The 25,238-nt window shown below is 50.5% G+C and carries 20 protein-coding genes; 10 read left to right on the plus strand and 10 right to left on the minus strand.

Going from position 1 to position 25,238, the window contains the following annotated elements:
- Positions 1-26: 26 nt before the first annotated feature.
- The 3 genes from KNP92_RS07095 to KNP92_RS07105 all read right to left on the minus strand — a co-directional run bounded on the left by KNP92_RS07095 (position 27) and on the right by KNP92_RS07105 (position 3,050).
- Positions 27-941, minus strand: a complete 915-nt coding sequence (locus tag KNP92_RS07095; protein WP_214838956.1) for an alpha/beta hydrolase — start codon at positions 939-941, stop codon at positions 27-29.
- Positions 942-1,545: 604 nt separating this feature from the next.
- Positions 1,546-1,683, minus strand: a complete 138-nt coding sequence (locus tag KNP92_RS07100; protein WP_214838958.1) for a hypothetical protein — start codon at positions 1,681-1,683, stop codon at positions 1,546-1,548.
- Positions 1,684-1,859: 176 nt separating this feature from the next.
- A complete protein-coding gene (locus tag KNP92_RS07105; RefSeq protein ID WP_214838960.1) occupies positions 1,860-3,050 on the minus strand; it encodes a zinc-binding metallopeptidase family protein in 1,191 nt (396 codons plus the stop codon).
- Between the two features lie 258 nt (positions 3,051-3,308).
- On the opposite strand from KNP92_RS07105, the gene nikA reads away from it, so the two are divergent.
- The 7 genes from nikA (at position 3,309) to KNP92_RS07140 (ending at position 9,724) form a co-directional block, all read left to right on the plus strand.
- The gene (nikA, locus tag KNP92_RS07110; protein WP_214838962.1) at positions 3,309-4,808 is read left to right on the plus strand and encodes a nickel ABC transporter substrate-binding protein; all 1,500 of its coding nucleotides are present in this window, start codon (positions 3,309-3,311) and stop codon (positions 4,806-4,808) included.
- A gap of 1 nt (position 4,809) precedes the next feature.
- Positions 4,810-5,751, plus strand: coding sequence for an ABC transporter permease (locus KNP92_RS07115; RefSeq protein WP_214838964.1), 942 nt, complete (start codon positions 4,810-4,812; stop codon positions 5,749-5,751).
- Positions 5,748-6,527, plus strand: a complete 780-nt coding sequence (locus KNP92_RS07120) for an ABC transporter permease (RefSeq protein ID WP_214838966.1) — start codon at positions 5,748-5,750, stop codon at positions 6,525-6,527. Before KNP92_RS07115 ends, KNP92_RS07120 begins: the two co-directional genes overlap by 4 nt.
- A gap of 18 nt (positions 6,528-6,545) precedes the next feature.
- Positions 6,546-7,316 carry an ATP-binding cassette domain-containing protein gene (locus KNP92_RS07125; RefSeq protein ID WP_214838968.1) on the plus strand — a complete coding sequence of 257 codons (771 nt, stop codon included), beginning with the start codon at positions 6,546-6,548 and terminating at the stop codon, positions 7,314-7,316.
- 34 nt (positions 7,317-7,350) lie between these two features.
- Positions 7,351-8,070 carry an ABC transporter ATP-binding protein gene (locus tag KNP92_RS07130; RefSeq protein ID WP_214838970.1) on the plus strand — a complete coding sequence of 240 codons (720 nt, stop codon included), beginning with the start codon at positions 7,351-7,353 and terminating at the stop codon, positions 8,068-8,070.
- Positions 8,057-9,370 carry an MATE family efflux transporter gene (locus KNP92_RS07135; protein ID WP_214838971.1) on the plus strand — a complete coding sequence of 438 codons (1,314 nt, stop codon included), beginning with the start codon at positions 8,057-8,059 and terminating at the stop codon, positions 9,368-9,370. Before KNP92_RS07130 ends, KNP92_RS07135 begins: the two co-directional genes overlap by 14 nt.
- 153 nt (positions 9,371-9,523) lie before the next feature.
- On the plus strand, positions 9,524-9,724 hold the full coding sequence (locus KNP92_RS07140; RefSeq protein WP_214838972.1) for a hypothetical protein: 201 nt from the start codon (positions 9,524-9,526) through the stop codon (positions 9,722-9,724).
- A gap of 40 nt (positions 9,725-9,764) precedes the next feature.
- On the opposite strand, the gene adhE is transcribed toward KNP92_RS07140, so the two are convergent.
- Positions 9,765-12,356, minus strand: coding sequence for a bifunctional acetaldehyde-CoA/alcohol dehydrogenase (gene adhE / locus KNP92_RS07145; protein ID WP_214838973.1), 2,592 nt, complete (start codon positions 12,354-12,356; stop codon positions 9,765-9,767).
- 388 nt (positions 12,357-12,744) lie between these two features.
- Between adhE and KNP92_RS07150 the strand changes: the two genes are divergently transcribed.
- The 3 genes from KNP92_RS07150 (at position 12,745) to KNP92_RS07160 (ending at position 15,448) form a co-directional block, all read left to right on the plus strand.
- A complete protein-coding gene (locus KNP92_RS07150; RefSeq protein ID WP_214838974.1) occupies positions 12,745-13,191 on the plus strand; it encodes a MarR family winged helix-turn-helix transcriptional regulator in 447 nt (148 codons plus the stop codon).
- Positions 13,192-13,270: 79 nt separating this feature from the next.
- Complete coding sequence (locus KNP92_RS07155; protein ID WP_214838975.1) at positions 13,271-13,981, plus strand: YebC/PmpR family DNA-binding transcriptional regulator; 711 nt, start codon at positions 13,271-13,273, stop codon at positions 13,979-13,981.
- Between the two features lie 147 nt (positions 13,982-14,128).
- Complete coding sequence (locus KNP92_RS07160; protein WP_214838976.1) at positions 14,129-15,448, plus strand: Na+/H+ antiporter family protein; 1,320 nt, start codon at positions 14,129-14,131, stop codon at positions 15,446-15,448.
- A 145-nt stretch (positions 15,449-15,593) separates the two neighbouring features.
- Here KNP92_RS07160 and KNP92_RS07165 read toward each other — a convergent pair whose 3' ends face one another.
- The 6 genes from KNP92_RS07165 to KNP92_RS07190 form a co-directional block, all read right to left on the minus strand.
- Positions 15,594-17,045, minus strand: coding sequence for a glutamate synthase subunit beta (locus KNP92_RS07165; RefSeq protein WP_214838977.1), 1,452 nt, complete (start codon positions 17,043-17,045; stop codon positions 15,594-15,596).
- Positions 17,042-21,478, minus strand: coding sequence for a glutamate synthase large subunit (gltB, locus tag KNP92_RS07170; protein ID WP_214838978.1), 4,437 nt, complete (start codon positions 21,476-21,478; stop codon positions 17,042-17,044). Before gltB ends, KNP92_RS07165 begins: the two co-directional genes overlap by 4 nt.
- A gap of 253 nt (positions 21,479-21,731) precedes the next feature.
- On the minus strand, positions 21,732-22,478 hold the full coding sequence (locus KNP92_RS07175) for a tryptophan-rich sensory protein (RefSeq protein WP_214838985.1): 747 nt from the start codon (positions 22,476-22,478) through the stop codon (positions 21,732-21,734).
- Positions 22,479-22,600: 122 nt separating this feature from the next.
- A complete protein-coding gene (locus KNP92_RS07180; protein WP_214838987.1) occupies positions 22,601-23,413 on the minus strand; it encodes an aldo/keto reductase in 813 nt (270 codons plus the stop codon).
- A 64-nt stretch (positions 23,414-23,477) separates the two neighbouring features.
- Positions 23,478-24,275 (minus strand): ABC transporter permease subunit, encoded by a 798-nt coding sequence (locus tag KNP92_RS07185; protein WP_214838989.1) that lies wholly within the window; start codon positions 24,273-24,275, stop codon positions 23,478-23,480.
- Positions 24,272-25,147, minus strand: a complete 876-nt coding sequence (locus KNP92_RS07190) for an ABC transporter ATP-binding protein (protein ID WP_214838990.1) — start codon at positions 25,145-25,147, stop codon at positions 24,272-24,274. Before KNP92_RS07190 ends, KNP92_RS07185 begins: the two co-directional genes overlap by 4 nt.
- Between the last annotated feature and the right edge of the window lie 91 nt (positions 25,148-25,238).

A 25,238-nucleotide genomic window follows, 5' to 3' on the forward strand; every position in this document is an offset into this window, starting at 1 on the left:
GTCACTAGGTGACCGTTTTTGACTATTCATGGCTGTTTTTGAAACCATGTATGAAGTTGTTGGATGAGAACCGGATGTAACGGCGCTTCGATTGCGTCACGATATTCTTTATGCAGCGTCAGAAGTGAATGCGGACTCGTCCGCTCGACGAGCAGATGGTTCATGTCTTGAATGACGTAACTCTGAACTTCCCCTTTCGTACGAAGAGAATGAACGTGTTCTGGCGGGACTTGGACGTCGCGATCACCTGTCATGGCGAGCACGGGTACGTGAATATGTTCGAGTCGTTCGCGCACGTCGTACGATGCGTGCTCACGAATCCATTTCGCATTGACGATTTGGCCCCGATATTTAAATGAAGCGACATTCGTCCGAAGCGACCGTTCAAATAGTTCGTCTTGGCGCTTTCGTACTTTCCCGGGGACACCGGTCAAGCGGTAAAAGAAGCCCTTCACGCCTTTGACGGATGCGATTTCTTTAGCAAGCGCATCCGCTTGAAGCAAGAACATCTGTTTCGACGCATTGTTAAATCCGGCTAAGAGAATCAAGCCTGACGCTTTCGTTTCGAGTTGAACAGCTGGCGCGATGACTGCTCCTTCGCTATGACCGAGAATCACGACGTCGGTCACTTCCGATAAACGCTTGATTTGATGGACTACAGCAATCGCATCGTCAATCAAGTCGTGCAGCCCGACTTTGTTAAAGTCTCCGTCCGATTCGCCAATCCCTTGTTTGTCATATCGAAAGACGTTGACACCCATTTCAAACAACGCCTCTGCCAACTTCTTGTACGTGCCAAACTGGGACGGTCCCATGTTGCCATCACGGTCACTCGGTCCGCTTCCACTTAAGATGACGACCGTCTTCCGTGGGGTGTCGTGCAGTCGTAGTGTTCCGGCCAATTCACCGTAAGGTCTCGTTATATTCATGTTTCGTTCCATTGTATCGCCTCCTTTTTTATCATACCGAACATCGCGAGGCGTATCGAGCAAAACTCATGCGTGAGCACGTTAGTCTTCTCTACATTGTCGCGATGAATCGCCCGTAAAAAAGGATAATCCTTCCAGAAGCCGAAGTAACTGTGTATCCCCTATGTAAAATCACCGTATAAAGAGCTCAGTATATGTGGTGACCATATTTAAATGAAGAGAGGACTCAGAAAATGCTAAAAAAAATTGTAAGATCCAGTTGGAACGTTCTTTCAGGATTGTTCGTCTTATTTTTTTCGGTTATGTTAACGATTGGTCGATCCGCTTTTGCAGAGACGGATGTGCCAGACTATAGATGGTACTTTCTGTTATGGTTCCTGCTATGGACGATTGGGTTCCTCATGCAGTTCAAGCAACGAACGAAATGGATTGGTTTATTATTCACATTGATTCCGACGCTCTTTTATCTGGTTCTTGTATTAAGAGCGATAGAATTTTTCTAGTGTCCGGTTCGTCAATTTAGGTGACCTGAAATGAAGACTGGCTAACACAAAAGGACTTCCGAATATTCAGAAGTCCTTTCAATCTTGAAATCAGTTTAATTAATAGGATTGAGTTAGGTCAACGCTTGAAGTGCAGAGGAAATCAGAAGTAATGCATTGATCAGATCATCGATATGCCAAGCAATATAGCCGGTGCTGATTGCGATAATCGTGAGCATCGATAATTTGAACATTTGAATTTTATCCACCATTCCTATCATCCTCTTATCAATTAGATATTAAACTACAATCACTACAAACGAGCGTACCATGTTTCCATTATGATGTAGTTAATGTACAGATAAAGCTCTGTTCAGATGTTTATTCATCTTTTTATTTCATATAGAAAAGACTGCCGACCATGTATCGTCTGCAGTCTTTGATCCGTTCATTGTGTCTTCAACCACTCGACTAACCAATCCACATGCTCGAGCATCGCGTCATCCGATAGCCGATCAATCGTGTCATCTTCTGTAAAAACGTCTTGGCTCGCTGTGAGAGAATCGTTCATCGAGATGACATCGATGCCGGCTTGGCGATATTCGTCTAAAATCGACACCCCTAAACTTCTCACTTCGACACCGTCAAACGATGCGCTGTCCAAGAACAGATACGACTTCATGCCGTGTGTTTTGACGAAACGGTCCGTATCTCCTGTCCCGATCAAGTCGAGCAACATGACGGTTCTCAATGTCACGTCGCGCTCCTCTAACATGTCAAGGTAATCTGTACTCGCCTCATACCCTTCCCCGTACCCGTTCAAAAAGACGTAGCGAATCGTAGCTTTCGTCTTGACGTCATCCATCGCTTGAATGACGTGATACAAAATCGAGGCACCACCGAGGCCAGTCAACGCATGGTCCCCGTAGCCGCTGCTATCTAGGCGTGCCATCACGACAACTTCCTCATCGCTCGTCCCCGTCTGAACGAATTCCGTATAAGGCATTACCGACTCGTATGGCTCGATCGTCACGGTTTGGCCATCAGTTAACACTTCAGCCGTATCCATCCCAACGCCGGTTCCGCCAATACCGAGCCAGGCCGATGCATGGACGAATCCAAACTCGTCCGATGCTTCTTTATGCGGGGTAATGATGTAGCCAGCCGCTCCTGCTTCCTTCAATTTCGTCAAGTAACGATTCGCTTTCTCATCGTTAAGTACCTCGCCATAATGGTCAAGATGATACGCGTCATCCCGCGCCTCAAATGACGCATCGGTCATCGGTAAAACGACGATTTTGTCGGTCACGTCAACAATCGGTGCGTCCCATTCGATATGAAGGATGTCGCCTTGAATCGATTTTTCCACCATCATCGACGAGTACCCGTCGTAGATCACGTCTTCGACGATAATGTCCGTATAAAACGTTTGGAACGGCGCCTCATGCATGATACGGTCCATGTTCAAATCAAGATCGATCCCGAGTGATTCAAACAACTCCGCATTTTCCCAACTATCGACATGACGGTCGTACGATGCGAAATATTCGGCCGTACTATATGGAGTGTCGAGCGAGAGAGGGTTCACATATAAAAATGTGACATAAAGCGCATAAATGAAACTAAGTAAAGTGTTCATATTACATATCTCCAATACATATAAATCATTTCGACCAAGAAATTGTAAAGAATGGATAACTTGGCATTTATTATTATAAGTACATTTCTGAAAGAATTAAATTTAATTTTTTGGATTTTTAAATATATTTTCTTCATTTTGAAATTAATTCATTTTTTGATTGATTTGATAATGAATAATAAATGATTGATACATCGTAATGGTTACGTTATGATTTAATTCGTAATCATTACAATTTGAAAGAAGGATGTCACTTATATGAAATATGTACGCTCTCTAATCTGTATACTTTCACTCGTTGTGTTGGCGGCATGTAGCGAACCCGACCAAGACAATCGTCACTTACACTTTGTTTATAATTTCTCGACTCAATCACTAGACCCGCATCGTGACTCAAGTTACGTGCCGCTCCGCGCGGGTGTGACCGAAACGCTCTTCAAATTGAACGATGAGACATTATCTGTCGATCCATGGCTCGCACGCTCGTTCGAGCAAGTGAATGAAACGACATGGCGCATTTACATACGAGAAGACGTCACGTTCCATAATGGAAAACCGCTCGACGCACAAGCAGTCAAACGGTCACTCGATCGCTCTCTTGATGAGAATATAGGGCTCCAAAGCGCATTGCGTATCAAGTCGATTACTGCGGAAGCATCGAATCTGTTAATTGAGACGACCATCCCTTATCCAGAACTCGTCAATGAACTTGTCCATCCGAACACATCTATCATCGATGTCACCGCGGATGCGGCAATCGATCAGCAACCTATCGGGACCGGTCCTTTTCAAGTTGTGTCATTCCAACCCGGATCGAACATTCAACTTGAGCGGCATAACGCCTATTGGGATGGAACACCGAAACTCGATACCGTCATGTTCACATTTAATGAGGACCCAGGATCTCGTACAATGGCGCTTCAATCTGGTGAAGCAGACATCGTTTATCGTCCGGAAATCGAAATGATCGATACGTTGGAGCAGAACGGGCATATCGTCGATAAAGCAGAGACGTTCCGCGTCCATCAATTGACGATGAACCTTGAACGCGGACATATGCAGTCGCTCGCCATGCGTCGAATGATCGACTCGCTCATCAACCGGGAGCAAATCGTGGATGGCATTCTAAACGGCTATGCCACGACTGCAGCCGGTCCATTCTTACCGTCGTTCCCGTTCGCCCCGACATACGAAAATCATGAGGAACAAGACGTCTTATATTTACTTAAACAAGATGGTTATGAGAACGTTCACGGGGTGTTGACAAAAGATGGTGAACCGGTCCGGTTAAAACTACTGACGTACAGCTCCCGACCTGACTTACCGCTTATCGCACAGCTGATTCAATCCGACGCAAAACAAGCCGGGATTACGATTGATATTCAAATGATTGACACACCCGAAGAATACATGGCATCCGAACGAAATTGGGATCTTGCGACGTATAGCAATTTGACCGCGCCCCGTGGTGATGGCGGCTATTATTTGAACGCCACGTTCCATCCGGACGGCGCGTTGAATTTTAGCGGGGTAGAAGATTCGACGTTGACGCAGAAAATCGACCGCTTAAACGAGACGGTCGACCGTACCGAACGTGACCGTATGACTGAAGAGATTGCGCAATATGTCGATGAGCGTGTCATCAACTCCTTTTTAGTCCATCCGTCGACAAATGTCGCGTTGAAAGACAGTGTCCGTGGGTGGGTCACTGAAAAGAGCGAGTATTATATGATCACAAAAGATTTGGATGTGTTGTGAGATGAAGCGGTTTGTGTTGCGAAAGTCGCTTGAGTGGGGACTAGCTTTTCTAGTCTTCACTTTTTTCAGTTTTTTACTGCTTCGACTCGTTCCGGGAGACCCTGTCCTCTATCTACTGAAAGTTGATGAACTGCAAATCGACGTGGCTGAAATTGACCGCCTTCGTGAAGAGCTCGGGTTCACGGAGTCCGTCTGGATTCAATACGCGAACTGGCTCTCTGAAGTCGTTCGCCTGAATTTAGGCGACTCCCTCATTACCGGTCAACCTGTGACCCAACTGTTTAAGGATAACTATGTCGCCACATTCGAGCTTGCGGCAGGTGGTGTCCTTGTAGCGGTTGTGCTCGCCGTCCCGCTCGGTGCGATCAGTGCGTTCCGGCCGAATTCTGCCTTCGCCAAACTCGCTTCAGGGTTATCAATTCTCGGCTCATCGGTTCCAAGTTTTTTGATTGGCTTGACTCTCATGTATGTGTTCGCCGTATCCCTTCAATGGTTACCTGTGATGGGGAGAAACGGATTAACGAGTCTCATCTTGCCATCTTTGACGTTAGGCATCGCCGTAGGCGGCGTCTACATCCGCCTCATCCGTTCAACATTGCTTGAGGTGATGTCGACGGATTATGTCATGATGGCGAAAATACGTGGGATTCGTTCAAGAACGTTATTGACGCGTTATATCGTGCGAGCTGCCTTACCGCCTGTCGTCTCGATGTTCGGAGTGAGTGTGGCAAGTCTTATGGGAGGCGTAGTCGTACTCGAAGTGTTGTTTGCCTATCCGGGGGTGGGAAAACTCATGGTCGATTCGGTATTACGTCGTGACTTCCCGGTCTTACAGGGCTATCTCGTCTTCACTACTTGTTTAGTCGTCAGTATTAATCTGATGACCGGTGTGACGTTACGGGTACTTCAACCTCATCTTTATCGAAAGGATGTGTCAAGATGAATAAATGGCCGATTCGATTCAGCTTGGTCTTCATGTTTGTTGCTGTTTGCTGGATGGTAGTAATGGGAGACCCGTTCACTGCAAACGTGACGAATCGACTTGCCGCCCCGTCTCTAAACCATCTGCTCGGAACCGACCACCTCGGGCGAGATGTGTTATCGCGGCTTCTTCTTGCAGGAGGTATCACGGTCGGGTTAAGTCTCGCCATCGTGATTGTCACAGCGACAATCGGCGTTATACTTGGTCTGATGAGCGGTTTCGTCTATCGAAAATTGGAACCCATCGTGACAAAAGTGACAGATGCGACCATCATCTTTCCCGATACCGTGCTCGCCATCGTACTCGCCGGAGTCATGGGTCCGAGTATTCAAAGTCTCGTTCTCGCCATCAGCTTGATTAAATGGACGTCTTATACTCGACTCGTCCATACGCTCGTCATGCAGGAGAGCACCAAAGGACATATTCTCGCTGCCCGTGTGAACGGACTCTCAAGGCCGAAGATTGCACGTCGGCACATTCTTCCGGCAATCTGTCCGCATATTTTGGTCGTCATGAGTCTCGATCTCGGAAAAGTGATCTTGCTTATCTCCGCATTCTCTTTCATCGGATTAGGTGTTCAGTTGCCTTTACCGGAATGGGGCGGCATGATCAGTGAAGGACGAAACTACCTCTCGACCAATCCGGCACTCGTGTTCTGGCCGGCCGTCTGTATCGTATTGACCATAATCGGGTCGACGAGATTATCGACGAAACTAACACGTCATTTCCAAGTTTAACTATCAGGAGGCCACGACATGCTACGCATTGAGCACCTTTATGTCAAGCAAGGTGAGCGTTCACTTTTACAGGATGTCTCCCTTTTCATCGAACAAAACAAATGGGTCTGTCTTGTCGGTGCGAGCGGGAGCGGGAAATCGCTTCTCGTCAAATCGATTCTGCAGATGCTGCCGAACACCCTTCAACCGAGCGGTACGATTTCGTGGAACGGCGAAGACATTCAAAGAGCCAGTACCACCTGTTCGATCTATGGGTGTGAAATCGGCTATATTCCTCAACAATATACGACGTCGTTCGCTCCATTTTTAACGATGGATGCGCATATTCGCGATTTGTTCGTAAGTCATAAGCAATCATACGACGCAGACCGCATCCGCTCCATTATGGACAAAGTCCATTTATCGGAAGAACTGTTGCATCGCTATCCAGGGGAACTGAGTGGCGGACAATTACAGCGTTTTTCGCTCGTGCTTGCAAGTATCCTTCAACCGACACTTCTTATCGCGGATGAAATTACGAATGCGCTCGACGTGTTGACGGCTCGGCAAGTGACCGAGTGGTTGAAGACGATGGTTGGACGAACATCGAGCCTGTTATGGGTCACCCACGATTTAGCCGAGGCGATGATGTATGCCGACTATATTCTCGTCATGAAAGAAGGACGGATTGTTGACGCGGGAGACCGGGCGCAATTGCTTGACTCACTAAACCCGTACACAAAGTCCTTGCTCAAGGCGGCACCGATTTTAACACGAGAGGATCGACTCGAATATGTTCCTACACGTTAAAGACGTCTCAAAATACTATAATGGAAAGCCAATCTTGCGTGACGTCACATTCACCGTTCAGGCTGGCGAATCGGTCGGGCTGATTGGGACGAGCGGAAGTGGGAAAAGCACGTTGTCACGCTGTATCCTCGGACTTGAGTCGATTGACGATGGAGAGATTCGTTTCAGAGATTTGTCTTGGCATAGCGCTTCACACGAAGAACGAAGGTCGATGAGAAAAAACATCCAAGCGGTGTTTCAAGATAGCTCCGAATCGTTTAACCCGAGATGGACGCTAGCAGATTCGATTTTAGAGCCGCTCCGTCACTTTCAAATGATTGAACCGAGTGAGGAATCGACTAAGTTGGCTCATTTGCTCGATGTCGTTCAACTGCCACACGCATGCATGGCCTCCTATCCACGAGAGTTAAGCGGAGGACAAAAGCAGCGGGCCGCCATCGCCAGGTCGCTAAGCCTCAATCCTCAACTCGTTGTGTTTGACGAAGCGACCACAGCTCTCGACACGCTCACGCAACATCATATCGTCGAGATGCTACAGTCTTATCGTCACGATCAATCGAAGGCGTTCCTATTCATCTCTCATGATTTATCGGTCGTATCAAAATTGTGCGATCGTATCCTTGTCTTATCTGAAGGAACGATTGTTGACGCATTCCGTACCGATGAATTGTTTGGAGATGCGCGACATCCGTACACGACTGCATTGCGTGATGCGTTTGTCGAGAAGGGCCGATTGTTACATGGTCTCGACTAAATCATTTTGGCTCATCGCTTATCCGCTCGTACTCGCTGGTTTTTCGACGCCACTCCTCGGTGTGGTCGATACGATTGTCATTGCGAACACGGGCGATTTGACTGCGATTGGGGCAGTTGCAATCGGGGCGGTCGTATTCAATACCCTCTATTGGCTATTCGGGTTTTTAAAGATCAGCACGAGCGGGTTCACTGCGCAAGCACTCGGACAAAACGATCCAACCCTCGTTCAAATGAGTTTGTTTCGTCCGCTCGTCCTATCTTTTCTTATCGGAATCGGTTTCGTCTTCCTCCTCATACCGATTCGCGAGTCCGCCATCTTTATCCTTGTGACCGATGCCTCTATGGCCGACGCCGTCCGAACGTATATTACGACGCGCCTCTTTGCAGCTCCATTCGCCCTTGGCACATATGTCATACTCGGTTGGTTGATCGGTCACGGCCGAGTTCGGACCGCTTTAGTCATTCAAGTCGGGGGAAACTTGTTGAACATCATCTTAGACGTATGGTTCATACGTCTGTTTGATGATTCAGTTGCCGGCATTGCGCTCGCGACAAGTTTGTCAGAAGCGATGACGTTCGGGTTTGGGTGGCTGTTCATCTATAGTCGTACCTCGTTTTCTACACAAATCAGTCGAGAATTATTGAACGTCGGCGCTTATGTCACCTATTTGACGGTCAATCGTGATCTGTTCATTCGTACCGTTTTTTTGCTACTTATGACCCTTTCGTTCACCTCACTCGGTGCGAGACAAGGCGTCGAGGCGTTGAGTGCGAACGCCATCTTGTTTCAATTGCAATACTTAATCGCCTACTGGTTCGGTGGGATCGGACAAGCTTCAACAGTCTTAATCGGTCGCGCAATCGGGCAGAAATCGCAAGAAGCGTATCGCGTTACCGTTCACATCGGCGCTCGCTTTATTTTTTGGTCGATGATTGGAATCACCGTCTTCCTGTTAGCTGCACAAGATGGCGTCATCCGGATGTTCACTGACGATTTGGCGCTCCGGACGACGATTGAAACGTATTATATTTGGATTTTACTTTATCCGCTCGCAGGCGGTTTCGCCATGTTGTATGAAGGCATTTTTGCTGGCATGGGATTCGCGCGACCCGTTCGTAATTCACTCATTTATGCGTTTCTCGTTTTTACGTTCGTGGTCATCTTGCTTACCCCATTGATTGCGAACCACGGGATTTGGGTGGCTTTCCTTTGCTTCAGCCTCACTCGCTCAGTCTCATTGGTCATAAGTGAACGGAGAAAACGTCTTCACCTTTTTTCTCCGTCTCATTTTTCCTGAAGATGTTATGCTTATCTCCTATATGTCAGTTGAAAATTCGAAATAGTTTATCAGAAGGCGGTCGGTGCTCCTATGAACCTGATTCAGACGAATCCACAAAGAAAAAAAAGACGCTACATGTACGCCTTTATCCTCCTCACCTTACTCAATACAATGCAACATGCATATGACATCGATTCAGATGCGTCTTCTCCATACCGACTCGTCGGAGGTCTCATTTTTTATGCGACCCTGCTCTATTTTGGGTTAAAAGAAAAAATGTGGGCTGAGATTGCGATCAAGTTTGGCGTCTGGTTCAACGTCATCGCTTTATTCGTCATCCTCTTGTTCATGGGACTCTCCCTGCTTGCATGAAAAAAGGCGGCCACTCGTATGAGTGGCCGCCTTTCATTCATTATACGCCTTCGTACGCTGCGTACATGATTTCTTTCAATTCTTCGACGAGCGGCATTTTCGGGTTTGCCGTCGTACATTGGTCTTCGAACGCGTCGACTGCCATCTTGTCGACTTTCGCGTCGAGGTCCGCTTTCTTGATGCCTTGTGCTTTGAACGAGAGCTTGATGTTTAAGCGCTGACCGAGCTCGATGACGGCTTGGATGAGTGACTCGACACCTTCTTCCGTCGTACTTGCTGGAAGTCCGAGGTAGCGTGCGATTTCTGCGTAACGCTCGTCGGCGATGAACGACTCATATTTCGGGAACGCCGCGAGTTTCGATGGGCGTGTCGCGTTGTAGCGGATGACGTGCGGCATGAGAATCGCGTTCGTCCGTCCGTGTGGGACGTGGAACTCGCCACCGATTTTGTGTGCGATCGAGTGGTTAATACCGAGGAACGCGTTCGCGAACGCCATACCTGCCATTGTCGATGCGTTGTGGACTTTCTGACGGGCTTCGGCGTCACTACCGTTCTCATACGCTTTCGGGAGGTAGTCGAAGATCATCTTCATCGAACGGAGTGCAAGTCCATCCGTATAGTCGTTCGCCATGACCGAGACGTACGCTTCGATGGCGTGCGTTAACACGTCCATTCCTGTATCGGCCGTGATCGATGCTGGGACTGTCATGACGAACTCAGGGTCGACGATGGCGACGTCCGGTGTGATTGCGTAGTCGGCAATCGGATACTTCACGTTTTTCTTCTTATCTGTAATGACTGTGAACGGTGTGACTTCAGAACCTGTACCCGATGTTGTCGGAATGGCGACGAACATCGACTTGTTGCCGAGTGTCGGGAACTTGTACGTCCGCTTGCGAATATCCATGAATTTTTGGCGAAGGTTCGAGAACTTCTCTTCTGGGCGTTCGTAGAAGAGCCACATGCCCTTCGCGGCATCCATCGGTGAACCGCCACCGAGTGCGATAATCATGTCCGGTTGGAAGTGGCGCATCGCTTCGGCACCACGCATGACCGTTTCAACGGATGGATCTGGCTCGACTTGGTCGAAGATGCGGTACTCGACGCCAGCCGGCAAGTTTTTGATGACTTTATCGGCAAAACCGAGTTTGACCATCATTTCATCCGTGACGATCATCGCCCGTTTCTTCGATGTGAGCGATTGAAGATACTGGACCGAGTTTTTCTCGAAGTAAATCTTTTCAGGGACTTTAAACCATTGCATGTTCACGCGACGTCTCGCCACCTTTTTCACGTTGAGTAGATGTTTCGCCGTCACGTTCTCTGAGACGGAGTTTTTACCGTATGACCCACAACCGAGCGTGAGCGACGGTGTCATTTCGTTATAGAGGTCACCGATTCCACCGTGTGCCGTTGGCGAGTTGACGATGATGCGGCAAGCTTTCATCCGGAGACCGAACGCGAGGATCGCGTCGTCATCTGTCGAGTGGATCGCTGCCGTATGACCGAGACCGCCGATTTCAAGCATCTTCTCGGCGATGGCAAACCCTTCTTCACGCGATTGGACTTTATACGCACCGAGCACCGGGCTTAATTTTTCGTGTGAGAGAAGTTCAGTCGCACCGACCGTCTCGAGTTCGGCAATCAAGATTTTCGTGTCGGCTGGAACGCTTAGTCCAGCTTTCTCAGCGATCCAAGCTGCTGGCTTCCCGACGATTTCCGGGTTGACCGCACATGAGTCCGTTTTGATGACGAGTGTCTCGAGTTTTGCCTTCTCTTCTGGTGAGCAGAAGTAGCACCCGAGGGCCGTCATTTCTGCTTTCACTTCTTCGTATACTTCTTGGTCGACGATAATCGCTTGTTCAGACGCACAGATCATACCGTTATCAAACGTTTTCGATAAGATGACGTCCGAGATGGCACGTTTCACTTTCGCTGTCTTGTCGATGTAGGCCGGTACGTTACCTGGTCCGACACCGAGGGCCGGTTTACCTGTCGAATACGCCGATTTCACCATTGCCGCTCCGCCTGTAGCAAGGACCATGGCGACGCCCGGGTGGTTCATGAGCGCTTTCGTCGCGTCGAGTGACGGCTTTTCAACCCATTGAATCAAGTGTTCTGGCGCGCCCGCTGCGATGGCTGCGTCGCGAAGGATCCGGGCCGCTTCGCTTGAACAACGTTGCGCCGACGGATGGAATCCAAAGATGATCGGGTTACGCGTCTTGATAGCGATGATTGCTTTGAACATCGTCGTCGATGTCGGGTTTGTCACCGGTGTGACCCCAGCGACGACACCGACCGGCTCGGCGATGTAGGTGATGCCATTTTGTTCGTCGTCTTCAATGACGCCGACCGTTTTCTCGCCACGGAGCGAGTTATAAATATATTCTGTCGCGAAGATGTTTTTGATCATCTTGTCTTCAAATACACCACGACCTGTTTCTTCATATGCATGTTTTGCGAGCGCGACGTGCTGTTCGAGTCCGGCGAGCGCCATCGCTTGAACGATTGTGTCGATTTTCTCTTGATCGAACGTCATCAACGTGTCGAGCGCTTTATGGGCTTGCGTGACGAGCGTGTCGACCATCTGTTCTGCTGACGTTTCTACTGCTGCTTTCTCTTTAACTGCCATGTTAGGTTCCTCCTCATGAATGAGAGCTGATAAGTTAGACTAGATGGAGAGCACGAGACAATCAAGTAGTTCGAGAAGAGTTTGTGCTTTCCTTCACATTCATAGAATACACCCTTTTCTCGTTTTTGTGCGTGACAACAATGTGAACTATTTCACAAGATTTTTTATAAGAATGAGGATAGCCCTTGCATTTTATGTGCTAGATTCGTAAAATCGAATGCGTTTTCATGAAAGATATAACTGAACTTCATGTAAACGCTTTCATGAATTAAGGCGTCTAGATGACGAAGTCGGTGTGTAATTCCTCACATGTCGCGGATTGGTCGTCCAAGCCGTCCCCACTCGTGTATAATGGAATGTAGAACCTGATTAGGAAGTGAATAGACCTATGCCTAGACAAGATGCAGCCGATCAGTTCGTTAAACTGATCCCATTGATTCGTAGAAAATTGCTTCGCCGCTCCGATTTGCCCCAAATCCCGAACTTGAACTTCTCTCACTTCCATCTTCTTATGTTGATTGAAGATGAGGGTGCCGTGACGAACGGCCACATTAGCGAGACGTTGTCGATCGCTCCGCCGAACGTGACGCCGCTCATCACGAAACTTGTCGATGAAGGCTATATCACGCGCGTGCCAGACGAGCGCGACCGCCGCGTCATCTGGAATCAATTGACCGACAAGGGCGAACAGGTCCTCCGTGAACGACGGGATTCGTTCCGCCGCCTGTTCGAAGATCGTCTCGCCTTTTTAAACGATGACGAGACGGAACGATTGATTGATAGTTTGAAGACACTGACGGAAATCGTCGAGAAGATGGACAAGAGCGAGGGATGATTTTTGCTCGTCAACGTCCCAATCTTCTTATATAATCGACAGTGAATCTATCGAACTATGGAAAGAGAGATGACATGTAATGGGTCGTAAATGGAACAACATTAAAGAAAAGAAGGCGTCAAAAGACGCCAACACGAGCCGGATTTATGCGAAGTTCGGTCGGGAGATTTATATCGTCGCCCGCCAAGGTGAGCCAGACCCTGAACTGAACCAAGCGCTCAAGTTCGTCGTCGAGCGTGCGAAGACGTACAACGTCCCGAAAGCGATCATCGATCGTGCCATCGACAAGGCAAAAGGCGGCGACGAAGAGAACTTTGACGAGTTGCGCTATGAAGGATTCGGTCCGAACGGGTCGATGGTGATCGTCGACACGCTCACGAACAACGTCAACCGGACGGCGTCTGAAGTCCGTGCCGCGTTCGGGAAGAACGGCGGCAACATGGGCGTGAGCGGTTCGGTCGCCTACATGTTCGACGCCACGGCCGTCATCGGCGTCTCCGGTATGAGTTCGGATGAAGTGCTCGAACTGATGATGGAGCATGACCTTGACGTACGCGATATTCTTGAAGAAGATGACACGGTGATCGTCTATGCCGAGCCGGAGGCGTTCCATGCTGTACAAACCGCATTCAAATCGTCCGGCATCGAATCGTTCGAAATCGCCGAGTTGACAATGCTTCCTCAAAACGAGATCAGCCTCGATGATGCTTCAAAAGAACAGTTCGAGAAGCTAATCGATGTACTCGAAGACCTTGAAGATGTGCGTCAGGTATACCATAACGTCGAATGATGACGAGCAAGCGATAACTTTTCGGAGTTATCGCTTTTTTTCAACACTTGAATTGACAAGCCCTATTTCATATGTTAAATTTCAAAAGTCTTTATCATATTAAAGTGATAATAAGAGAAAGAGTTTTTGAGAAAGGTGTTGTCTGTTATGAACGCAGTCTTATTAGCTGTCATCGTCTTATTCGCACTCGCCATCAGTCGCGTGCACATTGTCTTATCCCTTATTCTAGCCGCCATCATCGGTGGTCTCGTCGGAGGACTCGGCTTCAACGACACGCTCACCGCATTTAGCGACGGGCTCGGAGGCGGTGCATCGATCGCGCTTAGCTACGCGCTCCTCGGAGCGTTCGCCGTCGGTCTATCAAAGACCGGCCTACCGGACGTCTTGGCCGAACGATTGATCGCGATGTCTGGTCGTGACGTCACTGGAAAGAACGTCTTATTCGTCAAGGCGCTTTTGCTGTCGCTCCTGCTTTTACTTGCGATCAGCTCACAAAACGTCTTGCCGATTCACATCGCATTCATTCCAATCGTCGTACCGCCGTTACTCGTCTTGTTCAACGAGTTGAAACTCGACCGTCGACTCGTGGCGACGATTCTCACATTCGGTCTCGTCACGCCGTATATGCTCTTGCCTGTCGGTTTCGGTGGCATCTACTTGAATGAAATCTTGTTACCGAACGTCGAGACGAACGGTATGACCGTCGGAGACGTCAACATCGTTGGCATCATGGCCATTCCAGCACTCGGGATGGTATTCGGTCTGATTGCGGCCTTTATCCACTATCGGAAGCCGCGCGACTATGAGACGATTTCACTCGGACCGAAAGATTATGAGTTACGTCAATTGAGCCCGGTGAAGATCGGATTGACACTCGCTGTCGTCCTCGTCGTCCTCGTCGTCCAGCTGCAGACCGACTCGATGATCGCCTCGGCCGTTACCGGTCTCGTGCTCTTGAGTGTGCTCCGCTTGATCCCATGGTCTGAAGCCGATGACATCTTCACGAGCGGGATGCGCATGATGGCGTTCATCGGTTTCGTTATGATCGCAGCGAGCGGCTTCGCGGCCGTCATTCGTGAGACGGGCGCCATCGAGCCGCTCGTGAACGGCGCATCTGGACTCATGGGCGATTCGCAGTTTCTCGCCGCACTCGTCATGTTGCTCGTCGGTCTCGTGATCACACTCGGAATCGGCTCGAGTTTCTCCACGATTCCAATCATCGCCGCTATCTTCGTTCCACTGTGCATCCAATACGGCTTCTCGGTCGAAGCGACAATCGCCATCATCGGGACAGCCGGTGCACTCGGTGACGCTGGTAGTCCTGCGAGCGACTCGACACTCGGCCCGACGAGCGGATTGAACGCCGACGGTCAGCACGATCACCTTCGTGAGACGGTATGGCCGACGTTCTTACACTACAACATCCCGCTCATCGTCTTCGGACTCATCGCGGCGATGGTGTTGTAATCACTTCCGATTGCGCCGTGCGTAAATCGTCCCGAGTAAGACGAGCACGAGCAAAAACCAAAATCCTGTATACATGAGGATCTCTGTAATCATCGTTTTCCTCCTGTGCAAAAAGATAAGGAGCGACGCTTAGCGTCGCTCCTTATTATGATGAAGTTTTTAACTCCGTTTGACAAGTTTCCAAGTAGGCGTCGACTTTTTCTGCCACTTCACGCCCTTCACGGATCGCCCACACAATCAAACTTTGACCACGTCGGGCGTCACCGGCGACGAATACGCCGTCTTCGTCCGTCACGTAATCACGTTTTGACTCGACCCCAAGTTTTCTCAATTCCGGCTCTGGTCGTTCGAAGCCGATGGCGACGAGGACGAGATCGGCCGGATACGTCTTTTCAGACCCTTCGACGACGAAGAACGTGGCGTGACCGTCGGGTTTGATGATTTTCTCCATGCGTTCCGTCTCGATCCCGACGACCCGGTCACCTTCGGTCACGATTTGATTCGAACGAATCAAATACGTACGCGGGTCCGTCTCGTATTGTCCGATTGCCTCGGCGTACGCATAATCAGTCGAAAGGGTATCCGGCTGGAGCGGCCATGGCCGTTCTGGCGCCCGGTAGAGCCCTTTCTCCGGGTGTTTCCCGAACTGCGTGACCGAGGCAGCCCCTTGACGAATGGCCGTCGCGACGCAGTCCGCTCCCGTGTCACCGCCTCCGATGACGATGACATGCTTCCCGTTCGCGTCATGGCGGGGGTCCAAGTCTTTTCCGTTCAACTGTTTCGTCGAAGCGGTCAAATAGTCCATCGCCATTTCGATTCCTGAAGCATCATCCCCGTCGATGCCGAGCGTTCGTTGCTTTTGGGCACCGGTTGCTAAGATGACGGCGTCATACTCGCCTCGGAGAGCCTCGACCGTCACGTCCTTCCCGACAGTCACGCCTGTCTTAAATCGAATCCCTTCCGCCTCAAGCAAGTCGACGCGGCGCCGGACGACACCTTTGTCGAGCTTCATGTTTGGGATGCCATAGTACAAGAGACCCCCAATTTGATCGGACTTCTCGAGTACAGTGACCGTGTGGCCGAGCTGATTCAACTGGTCGGCCGCAGCGAGACCGGCCGGACCGCTCCCGATGATAGCGACGTGATACCCGGTACGCACATGCACGTGACGAGGTTTGACCCATCCTTGTTCGAACGCCCGGTCGATAATCGTCCGTTCGATTGACTTGATTGCCACCGGGTCTTCACTGATGCCTAGCGTACACGACCCTTCACAAGGCGCTGGACAAACCCGACCCGTAAATTCCGGGAAGTTGTTCGTTTCCATCAAACGCTCGTAAGCACGGAAGAAATCCTGATTGCTCACGAGTCGGTTCCATTCCGGAATCAAGTTGTGAATCGGGCAACCGATCGTCTCTTGCCCAATCATATCGCCGACATGACAAAACGGTGTGCCGCAGTCCATACACCGCTCGGCTTGTTTGACGATGGGACCATCCTCCATCCGTGACGCATATTCTCCATAATCGTGAATCCGCTCCGTTACACCCCGTTCTGGGAGTGACTCACGCGGAATGCTTAAAAAGTTGTGTCTCATACTCCCCCTCCTTCTGTGACGACTCGAAACAGTTCAAGCGCCCGGTCGGCCTCGCTCAATTCAGGTCGCGTTGCTTCGAGCTGACGCATCACGTCAAGGACGTTCGCATAATCTCTCGGCACGACTTTGACGAAACGACTCAGCTCGTTTTCAAACGAATCAAGAATCAAGCGCGCCTTGACGCTGTCGGTGTGGAACTGATGCAACTCGAGCAGTGAATAGATTTCTTCCGCATCTTTATCCGTCAACGCGTCGACCGCCACGAGTTCAGGATTGACAAGTTTGTCGTAATCTTGATCGCCATATAAATAGGCGACCCCACCCGACATGCCGGCCCCGAAGTTCCGTCCGACCTGACCGAGGACGACGACCGTCCCACCAGTCATGTATTCACAACCGTGGTCGCCGACTCCTTCCGTGACCGCGACGGCACCAGAGTTTCGAACGGCGAAGCGTTCACCGGCATGACCGTTAAAGAACGCCATCCCACTCGTGGCCCCGTACAGGCAAACGTTTCCAGCGATGATTTGTTCACTCTCGTCAAACGGGGCATGCTTCTCGGCGATGAGGGCGAGTTTCCCACCGCTCAACCCTTTGCCGACGTAGTCGTTCGCATCACCGATGACCGAAATGGTAATACCTTTTGGTAAGAATGCACCGAGACTTTGGCCGGCCGATCCGCTCAAGCGAATCGAAATCGTGTCTTCGGCCAGTCCGACGTTTCCGTGCACCCGGGTCAACTCTGAACCGAGCATCGTTCCGACGGCTCGGTCCGTGTTTCGAATCCGACCGACGAAGAACGTCGGTTGTGCCGATTTGATGGAACGCGACACGGCTGGCATCAGTTTCCGGTGGTCATACGACTTGAACGCAGGATGTGGCAGCTCTTCTTTCTCAGGGAGCGGTGTCGGCATGGCGATCATCGGGTGTAAGTCGAGCGAGGACGCTTTCGGATGCGTTTGTTTCCAATCGCTTTCTTCGAGTAAATCCGTCCGCCCGATGATTTCGTCGAGCGTGCGCGCACCGAGTGACGCCAATATCTCGCGAACGTCCTCGGCGAGGAACGTCATCAAATTGACGACATGTTCCGGTTTCCCCATAAACTTCGCACGGAGCGCCGGGTCTTGCGTCGCGACACCGACCGGACACGTGTCCAAGTGACAAGCACGCATCATGATGCAACCGAGGACGACGAGCGGTGCCGTCGCGAACGCATACTCCTCTGCGCCAAAGATGGCAGCGAGGACGATATCGCGACCGGTCATGAGCTTTCCGTCCGTCTCAAGGGTGACGCGACCTCGTAGCCCGTTCAAGGCGAGGGTCTGGTGCGTCTCAAGGAGACCGAGCTCCCACGGGAGACCGGTATGTTTAATCGACGTCCGTGGCGAGGCACCCGTACCACCGTCGTAACCTGAAATGACGATCGTATCGGCGTTCGCCTTGGCGACACCGGCCGCAATTGTGCCGACCCCCGATTTTGAGACGAGCTTGACGCTAATCTTCGCGTTCGGGTTGACGTGCTTCAAGTCGAAGATGAGTTGCGCCAAATCTTCAATCGAGTAGATGTCATGGTGCGGAGGCGGTGAGATGAGGCCGACGCCAGGAACGGAGCCGCGGACCTCGGCCACCCATGGATACACTTTGTTGCCCGGAAGTTGACCGCCTTCGCCGGGCTTGGCACCTTGAGCCATCTTGATTTGAATCTCGTCAGCGTGATAGAGGTATTCGGCGGTCACGCCGAAGCGCCCGCTCGCCACTTGCTTGATGCGGCTGACTCGTTCCGATCCATCCTCGTCAGGGACGAACCGGTTTCGGTCCTCGCCACCTTCACCCGAGTTACTCTTCGCTCCGATTTGGTTCATCGCGATGGCGAGCGTTTCATGTGCCTCTTTCGACAAAGAACCGAACGACATCGCCCCGGTCTTGAACCGGCTGACAATCGAGGCGACCGATTCGACTTCCTCGAGCGGGACGGGTTGTCGCTCCGTGAAGCTGAACAACTGTCTCAAAAATTGCCCGGAAGACTCGTGAAGGCGAACGTATGCATCATAATAACGTCGTTCGTTTTCCCGGCAGGCTCGCTGCAACAAATGGATGGTTTTCGGGTTGAAGGCATGTTCTTCTCCGTCGGCGCGCCACTGGAAGTCAGCTCCTGCCTCGAGTGGGCGGTCGCGGTCATAGGCCAGCTCGTGTTGCGCCCGACCTTCAGCTTCGATTGCTTCAAACCCAATCCCTGATAGTTGTGACGTCGTCCCTCGGAAATGTGTCGCGACGAGATCTCGGTCTAACCCGACTGCTTCAAAGATTTGAGCACCGCGATAACTTTGGACGGTCGAGATTCCCATTTTCGACATGACTTTCACGATCCCGTCAACGGTCGCCGCTTGATAGCGTCGTACTGCCTCATCGAATGAAAAGCTCAGTTGGTTCAAATGAATCGCCTCTTCAATCGTTGCATAGGCGAGATACGGATACACCGCATCCGCACCGTAACCGATCAGTGCAGCCGCTTGATGGACTTCTCGCAGCTCACCGCTCTCGCTGACGAGACTACATGACGCCCGCAAGTTCGAGCGGATGAGGCGCTGGTGGACCGCACTAATGACGAGGAGCGCCGGCATCGGGATTCGTTCCGCGTTCGTTCCCCGGTCCGATAAGATGATGACTTCCGCCCCATCCCGAACTTCGGCCTCGACGCGCTCGAATAACGCTTCCAAAGACGCCTCTAACCCCGTCGTGTACGTCGCATCGACGCGACTCACTTGGAGTTCGTTCTCGATGCCGACGAGGCGGGACCAATCCAAAATCGGATGCTCGAGCCAAACGCGACGCGCATGGCCGCGACCCGTATGGACCGGATTCGACTGTGGTCCGAGCCACGTGAACGTCGCCGTCACGACTTTTTCCCGTAAGGCGTCAATCGGTGGGTTCGTCACTTGGGCGAAGTGTTGTTTGAAATAGTGGAACAAGGAGCGCGGCCGTTCCGATAACACGGCGACAGGCTGATCGTGGCCCATCGACCCGATCGGATCTTTCTTTTCGTTGATGAGTGGCACCATATATTGCTCGATGTCTTCTTTCGTATAACCGAAGGCACGTTGCTTTTGCTGTACGTCCTCGATAATCGGTTCGATGACAGACTCGTCCTCGATCGTCTTCATTTGTTTCAACCATTTTCCGTACGGTTCAGCCCGTGCAATCGTCTGTTTGATTTCCGAGTCTGGGATGAGTCGTTTCGATTCCAAGTCAATCAAGAGTAGTTGACCGGGGCGGAGCCGTTCTTTCTTGACCACGTTCTCGGCTTGAACTGGGATGACGCCGCTCTCGGACGACAAAATCAACTCGCCGTCTGCCGTCTCGATGTAACGCATTGGCCGCAACCCGTTTCGGTCGAGGATGGCGCCGATTTGACGGCCGTCTGTAAAGACGACACCGGTCGGGCCGTCCCATGGTTCCATAATTGAAGAGTGATATTGATAAAAATCTCGTTTATAGCGATCAATCGTCCCTTCGATAAACGGTTCAGGGATGAGCATCATCGCTGTATGTGCAATCGATCGACCTGTCCGTGTAAAGAATTCGAACGCGTTGTCGAGCATCGACGAATCGCTTCCCTCTTCTTGTAAAACCGGGAATAGTCGCTCGACGTTTTCGTACAGGTCAGTCTCCGTCACGCCTTCTCTTGCCCGCATCGCGTCGATGTTACCGCGTAGCGTGTTGATTTCACCGTTATGGACGATCATCCGATTCGGGTGAGCACGTTCCCAAGACGGGAACGTGTTCGTCGAGAAGCGTGAGTGGACGATGCCGAACGTGCTCGTATAAAAAGGCGACTGCAAATCAAGATAAAACCGCTCGATTTGTTCCGGTGTGAGCATCCCTTTATAGACGATCGTCTTCGTCGAAAAGCTCGGCATATATAGGTTCAACGATTCCGTTTTTTCGATACTTCGGCGAAGTTCATAGAGCGTCCGCTCATTCGCCTCATAATCTAGAAACGGACAAGCGACGAACCATTGGTAAATCATCGGCTGGGTCGTTCGCGCATGCTCCCCGATTGCGAGCGGGTCAACGGGCACTTCACGCCAGGTGATCGTCGCGACATCCAGGTCTTCGGCGAGACGTTCCATCTGTCGTTGCTTTTCAATGAGCGCTGACTCTCCCGGTTGGAAGAACACCATCCCAACTGCGTAAAGCCCCGGAGCCGGCAGATTCATCGTCTGCAAAAACAGCTCGTGTGGAATCTCCGTCATGATTCCCGCCCCGTCGCCGGCATCGATGACGCCTTGTCCTCCGCGGTGTTCAAGTCGACAAAGCATAGAAAGCGACCGACTCACAATCTCGTGTTTTTTCTCTCCGTTTAGGTTGACGTATAGGCCGATGCCGCAAGCGTCTTTCTCGAATCGTGAATCGTATAAACTCGTCCGTTTCATCGAATCAACCCCTCTCTCTCGTACTGTTTCGTAAGTTTCATTTTGTTCTAAATATTCTGAAAAATCAAGTGATGTGTATATATTTTTGCATAATACTAATCCTTTGTATAAGTTATGTAAGCGTAATCATCTGTGATATCAAGCTTTTTCCCAAAACAACTTATGATAAATAAAGAATAAATATCCATTATATTTATTAATTGATAGGGTCTTGAGACCATAAAAAAAGAGACGTCATTCGACGTCTCTTACGTTAGACTGTTTTTCGTGTATGATGCAAGAACCCACGTGGTCGCTTCCAAATAATCAACCCGACATAGCCGAGCGCGAGCAAGATGAGTGCGCTGACGAGGACGACGTAGAGCGTCGCATTGTCGACTCGCGCAAAGATGGCGATGTAGGCCCATACGAACACAAGTGGATAAATGAAGTCGCGGTGCCACCACATGAAAACGAGGGCGAGGACGACGCCGATCATGAGCATGAGTGACGTCCAGGCGAGTTCATCAAGACCAAGCACGGTCGTGATGCGTTCCGTCTTCATGACGACAAACACGTTGACGATTGTCGCGACCGAGACCCACCCGATATAGAGCGAGAACGGAAGGCGATCAAACCAGCTCGTCGATGTCCGGAAAGCAACACGGTACAGCCACGCCAGCGTCCCTAAGAACAAGACCATAACGACGAGCGAGGCGATAAACCATTCATTCGTAAATGCGAAGAGCCACAGCCCGTTCAAAATACAAGAGACGAGAAATCCTGCCTTCATCCGATTCGCCTGACGGTTCGCGACCGACCCTTTCTTCAACTGTAAGACGAGCCAGACGGCGAGTGCGAGATAGATGAGCCCCCAAATCGAGAACGCGTACCCGGCCGGTTTAAAGAAGATATCAATCCGGTCCGAGACGGCCGCATTGTCCCCGCTCGCGAAATAATTGATGACGATGGTCGCCAAAAAGGCTAACCAGTTGACCAACGGCCATTTTGATAAGTCCATATGCGCGATCTTCCACAGAAGATCTGCCACCCCCTTTTTCAATATAGTAAGGTATACCCATGTGACTCCGCTCATACACAATCGAACATAAAAAAGAAACCCAGCGAAGGGTCTCAATGTGTTTAAAAGTCAATGTGGTCTGGGTCAGGACCGAGGCGTTCGTGCGTCGCCACCGCATCCAGTTTTGCCAAATCATCTGCATCCAGTTCGAAATCAAAAACGTCAAAATTCTCTCGGATGCGATGCGGGGTAACGGACTTCGGTAGCGCAACGTTACCTGTGTCGAGATGCCAGCGCAACACGACTTGGGCCGGTGTTTTGCCATGCTTCTCAGCAATCTCGGCGAATGCCGGGATGTCGAGGAACTTCCCTTGCATGAGCGGGCTCCACGCCTCGATTTGAATCCCTTCGTCTTGACAGTATTCAACGAGGTCCGGTTGTGGCAGTTGAGGATGCAATTCGACCTGGTTGATGAGCGGCGTCATCAATCCTGCCTCTTTCAACGCCTCGAGATGATGTTCTTTAAAGTTCGAGACACCAATCGCTTTGATTTTCCCGGCTTCTTGTAATTCGACCAAGGCTTCCCATGCCTCGACGAACCCGTCGACCGGCCAGTGGAGCAAACATAAATCCAAATAATCCGTATCGAGACGTTGGAGCGATTCTTCAAATGCCTCTTTTGTCCGATGCATCCGAATATCTTCATTCCAAATTTTAGACGTCAAGAAAATCTCTTTGCGAGCGACGCCTGAAGCCTGAATCCCTTTGGCGACCCCTTCTTCATTCTTATATACAGCAGCCGTATCGATATGACGATATCCGACCTTGAGTGCCTCGGCGACCGCATCCGGTGCCTCTGTCTCATTATCGACTTTCCAGACACCGAATCCGATCATCGGGATTTGAATCCCATTCCGTAACGTTACTAATTGCATACATTCATTCCCCTTTCAACTGTTCGAGCTGATTGTATCATACCCGCGAACTTATTCCGAAAAACTAAATCGACAAATCTTTTCGAGTGAATCGCGCATAACAGGCGACTACCGATAAGGCGAGTAAGCCAATCAAGACGAGGAACGACACCGTCGGGACGTCCCCTTGGAGTTGCGCGTTCGCATCGAACAAAGAAAAGACCGACAGCCGTTCGAGCCAGGAGAACGTTTCGCTGAAGCCAGAGAAAATGTTTGCAATCAAAAACAAGGCGAACAACCCTCCGGTCACCATGTACGAGCGACTGCTATCATCAAAGAGGGAAGCGATGACGAACGCAATCGCACCGAGGACGAGTAACAATAGCCCCGCATTTAGTTGTAACGTCCACATAAGACCATAATCGATCCCAAGGTCAAACATTACATCGGCGAGGGTGAGACTGAGGCCGTTTAACACGACGAACAATACAGTCGCAAGGAGCAACACGATCAGACTCGCGGAGACGTATGCGCCTCGTGAGATAGGAGCCGCCATATATAACATGACCTCGCCTGAATCGACCGGTTTCGCCATAAGCCGCGAGGCAAACGTCAAGGCGAACAAGATAGCGAGCACATAGAAGATGAGGCCATAGTAGTTGCCGGCGAGTAAATTCACGACATTATCCATCGCAAGACTCGGATCGATTTTAAATACGTCGAGTAGTTCTGGCGGCAACGATTCAAGTTTTCCTTCGATGAGCCCCGTCTCTTTGATTGACGGAAAGATAGCAGCTAAAAAGAACAAGTAAAGGCTCGTTCCGAACGCATATCCGAAAATCCAGCTCCGATTCTGTTTGAATAACGAATGGACTAACGTCATGACGTTGCCTCCCCGTAATATTGCATGAACATATGCTCGAGCTCGTCCGCACCACTTGTGAGCGACTCCACCTCAAACCGCGTCAAGGTCGCAATTAACGCGTTCAATTCATCTGATGTTGAAACGGGAACGGTGACAATGCACCCGTCTCTCGTCCCGACTTTCTCTGCCAACGCTTGTGCCTCAGCCTCACTCGTCAGCTTAATTTGGTACACTTTCACGCTTCGCCGTTTCAATTCATCCATATCGGCCTCGATGATGATCCGACCGTCGCGGATGAGTGCTGCCCGGTCACACGTCTTCTCCATTTCTGGAAAGTGGTGTGAACTCATCAAAATCGCCTTCCCAGCTGCCTTCTCAGCAAGCACCCACTCAATCAGCCGTTCTTGCATCAGTGGGTCAAGCCCGCTCGTCGGCTCATCGAGTACGTAAACAGGAGCGTCTTTCATGAAACAAGTGACGATTCCGAGCTTTTGTTTCATCCCTTTCGACATTTTCCGGACTTTTAGTGATGTATCAAATGGGAAAATCGTTCGGAGACGATGTTCTCGTTCTTGACTCGTACGGTGTAACCGACTCGTCAATCGGATGATTTCCTCGCCCGTCATGTCTTGCGGATAGTTGATTTCGCCCGGTAGATAGCCGACCGACGCCTTGACACGTTCACTCTCGCGCCAACAGTCATGCCCCATGACCCTCGCTTGACCCACATCCGCATGCAGTAGCCCCATCAAATGGCGAATCGTCGTCGACTTGCCGGCCCCGTTCGGTCCGATGAAGCCAAAGACCGTGCCCGGTTCCACACGTAGCGTCACATCAAAGATGCCATGGACGGCATCAAACCGTTTCGTCAATCGATCGATTTGAATCATCTCGTCATCTCCTTTTTTGAAATATATCCATCATATGATTACAAAACTAGTGTAACACGTTATTTTTTGAAATGGAAATGGTATATTGATT

The organism is Exiguobacterium sp. s122, assembly GCF_018618475.1.
Taxonomy (GTDB): domain Bacteria; phylum Bacillota; class Bacilli; order Exiguobacteriales; family Exiguobacteriaceae; genus Exiguobacterium; species Exiguobacterium himgiriensis.